General features: G+C 38.2%; 3 protein-coding genes. 1 reads left to right on the forward strand and 2 read right to left on the reverse strand.

The window, feature by feature from the left end:
* Positions 1-1,669: hypothetical protein (locus AC22ZQ_RS13600; protein ID WP_318959312.1), on the reverse strand; the 1,669-nt coding region annotated here is incomplete at its 3' end.
* An 11-nt stretch (positions 1,670-1,680) separates the two neighbouring features.
* Positions 1,681-2,130 carry a hypothetical protein gene (locus AC22ZQ_RS13605; protein ID WP_318959313.1) on the reverse strand — a complete coding sequence of 150 codons (450 nt, stop codon included), beginning with the start codon at positions 2,128-2,130 and terminating at the stop codon, positions 1,681-1,683.
* A 318-nt stretch (positions 2,131-2,448) separates the two neighbouring features.
* Between AC22ZQ_RS13605 and AC22ZQ_RS13610 the strand changes: the two genes are divergently transcribed.
* Positions 2,449-3,357, forward strand: a 909-nt coding sequence (locus AC22ZQ_RS13610) for a hypothetical protein (RefSeq protein WP_318959314.1), incomplete at its 3' end; no start/stop codon positions are given.

Raw genomic sequence — 3,357 nt, forward strand, 5'->3', positions numbered from 1 at the left:
CACTGTAGTTTAATGCTGCAGGGTCTGTACAACCACAAGGTAATACTGTTACATCTACCGTTGCTGTATCCGCACAAGTTGCAGATTGGTGAGCAATTAAAGTTACTGTAGTAGAAGCATTGAAAGATTCCGTTTGTGCAGCGTTCGTACTTACGTCATAAGAATTACCATTACCAAAGTCCCAAGTGTACCCTTCATCTGCATTTGTAGATTCGTTGTTAAACACTATTTCTAACGGAACACAGCCTTCCGTTTGGTTTGGTGTAATTATAGCCGTTGGTGCGTTAAGCGCTTCAATGTATGCACTATCTTTTGCAATACAAGCGTCATCTTCTATTGTAAAGTAGTACCATCCTGGTCCTAAGTTACCCCAAGCAGATCCATCGATTCCATTTGAAGAGTTAGGTCCTGGTCCTGACCAGTTCAAATCTTCTGTTCCTAATTCACCACTATAGTAAGCAGAAACATACCCGTCTTGAGAACAACCAGAAGTGTTACCAATTTGAATAGAGTCAACTTTCAAGTTTTGGTGTACGATTAATAAAGTACTATCATATCTCTCGTATCCACAACCATCAGTAATTTCAACATAGTATAGAATTGTATCGTATGTATTTCCACCTGTAGGAAGTGCTGTTGGCTGAGTTGTAGACGGTACTTGAGGCCAGTTTACGTTGTATGGAGCTACACCGTCTGCAAAGTTAGTTACAGATACTTCTGGGTACGTAGTTGGACAATCAGAATATACCGTATCAACTAAATCGTAGGTCATTGCATCAGGGTGCACGTAAATAGAGATAGTATCAGAAGAACAGTGGTATGCTGATGGAGTTAATGTATCGTATACATCCACCACGAAACTTGTATCCTGTGTAATTACTGCTTCGAAAGAGGTTACGTTACCGATTAAACCTGTGTTGAAGTTAGATGCTGGACCTGTACCGTAAAACCATTCTAGGTTTGTAGTAACTCCACAAGGTGTACCTGTTGCGTTAATAATAATGTTATCCAATCCCCAGTTATCATTTGCAGAACTAGAAGATGCTTCTTGTACCCACTTAAAACGTGTGTTCGTACTTAATGCGTTTACCGGAATTGGAATAGTGTATGTATCCCATGAAGTAAACTGAGTAATGTTACCTGGAGGTAAAACACCACCTGAAGTGTTTGGGTTTTGCGGTAAAATTTGTCCTGATGGAGAGAAGTAAGCAATCGGTTGGAAAGGACCATTGTTTACTGAGTATTGTAGCTCAACTCCCTCGTTCGCTAAATCGGGACCTTCACACGGTGCGGGGTCACTCTGAACAGAGAATACCATATCGAAAATGATAAATCCACCACATGAAACGTCGAAACCTGCCGTTGTAATACCTGGAGTAGTAGAAGCAGTAGATGCCCAGTAGTATGGTGTAGCATCTAAACTTTGTCCACATGGTTCAGCGAAACTTGTACCTCCTGCTGCATTCCATCCTGGAGGCATTGTTGCATTGTTAAAGTTAAAGGCCTGGTTACCATTTACTAAGTTGGCAAAGGCAAATATTTCAACGGTATCTCCTATACATACCGTAGAGTCGTCTGGGTAGACTACCGCTGAACAGTAATCAGTCTGTGCAAATGCACCGATGGCTGCTGTTGCGGAAGCTATGAGTGATAATAATATTTTTTTCATCGTAGTCCTTCTTATTTAATTTCAATAAACATGATTTGAACACCTTCAAATGTCCATCCTCCTTCTAAATTAGGGTTGGCAACAACACGAGAAGTACCTTTTGTTTCAAAGTTGCAGTCTCCTGTAATCGTTTCACCCGCTCCTATAGTTAATGACGTTTTAAATTCACTATCATAAGAACATCCTGAACAACCTTCTGCGTAATTCAAGGCAATTCCGAAGTCTACAGTTTTTTCAACATTGGTAGTGTTTTCTATTTTAACAAAGATGTATACTAAAGGTTTTTGTCCTTCGAAAATCATACATTCTTGTTTGGATACAGAAAATATAACTCCGTCTTGTTCTTCAATTTGAACAAACTCTGTCGTTAACTCACTGTCGTTGATCTGGTTTTGGGCAAATGACCCTTGAGAAATCAGCATTGCTGATAAAAAGGTCAAACCTAAAAGAAGCTTTTTCATGTTTTGCTGTGTTTGTGTTATATAGTACTAGACTACACTTGTTTTTTAAAAGTTGCACTAAGATGAAAAAAAAATAACAATTGTGAAATTTATTGACGCTTAAAAAGATCTTCTTATTGAATCTAGTGAGTTTTTTGATTGAAAATGGACAAAAACCAGACAGAAAGTTCACAAAAAATAGATGTGAGAATGGGGTTGCTTATACCTTAATATAGAGGTGTTGTTTTATTGATTATATCCCAAAGTGCTTCGTAACTTATTTTTGGTCAGTTAATTAAAGATTCTTAGCTTGTGGTTAAACTAATTATACTACTAATTATGAAGAAATTTTATTTATTTGTTTTAATGCTTGCGCTTTTTGCTTTACAGAGCAGGGTGCATGCTCAAACCGCCACAACAATACCTTATAGTACAGGCTTCGAAAGCACATTGGATGCTTGTTGGAGTACCTATGTTCAATCTGCTAATTGTGAGGTAAGTATTTATGCAAGTGGAGTTTATACGTGGAGTGGAAGTTCGGCGGATGCGCATACAGGAACTCATTTTCTTGGCTTGCACAATGCGGTAGGTGGTAATTATGAAACTACGCATGCGGCACTTCATTTAGACCTGGCAGGAGAATCGGGAGTGCGTTTGTCATTTTATTTGTCAGAATGGAACGAAGAAGATCATCCTCAAGATGGAATTTTTATTTCTGATGATGGGGGAACAACCTACACGGAGGTTTTTCATTATAATGGGACTCAGTACACTGATTTACAATACACGCATTTCGATTGGAGTTTAGATAGTATTAATGCAGTTCATAATTTAAATTTTAATGCAAATTATGTCGTTAAAATTCAGCAACATGATAATTTTTATTTTGCTGGAGGTAATGATGGTTTTCTTTTAGATGATGTTTCGGTTTATCAAGTGTGTTCAACGGGGTCTTCTCAAAACGTTTACTTATGTGGAGCTGGTGCTTACACGGTCCCAAGTGGTGATGAAGTATATACAACACCAGGTTTAGTTACAGATACATTAATGAATAGTCAAGGTTGTGATAGTGTATTGTACATTAATTTAATGCAGGGTAATTCAACCGCTACCATGTATGAGTTCTCTTGTACAGGGTCTTACACAGCACCAGATGGTTCTGTGCTTACATCTTCAGGAAATTATGCCATTACTATACCCAATGCTGTAGGTTGTGATAGTTTGATTGATCTATGGATAATCGTAGGG

It is taken from the genome of Lishizhenia sp. (assembly GCF_057456495.1).

What these genes read in the sequence shown, in the direction of transcription:
- AC22ZQ_RS13605 (WP_318959313.1), bottom strand. Translation starts at nt 2,130, where the DNA reads ATGAAAAAGCTTCTTTTAGGTTTGACCTTTTTATCAGCAATGCTGATT.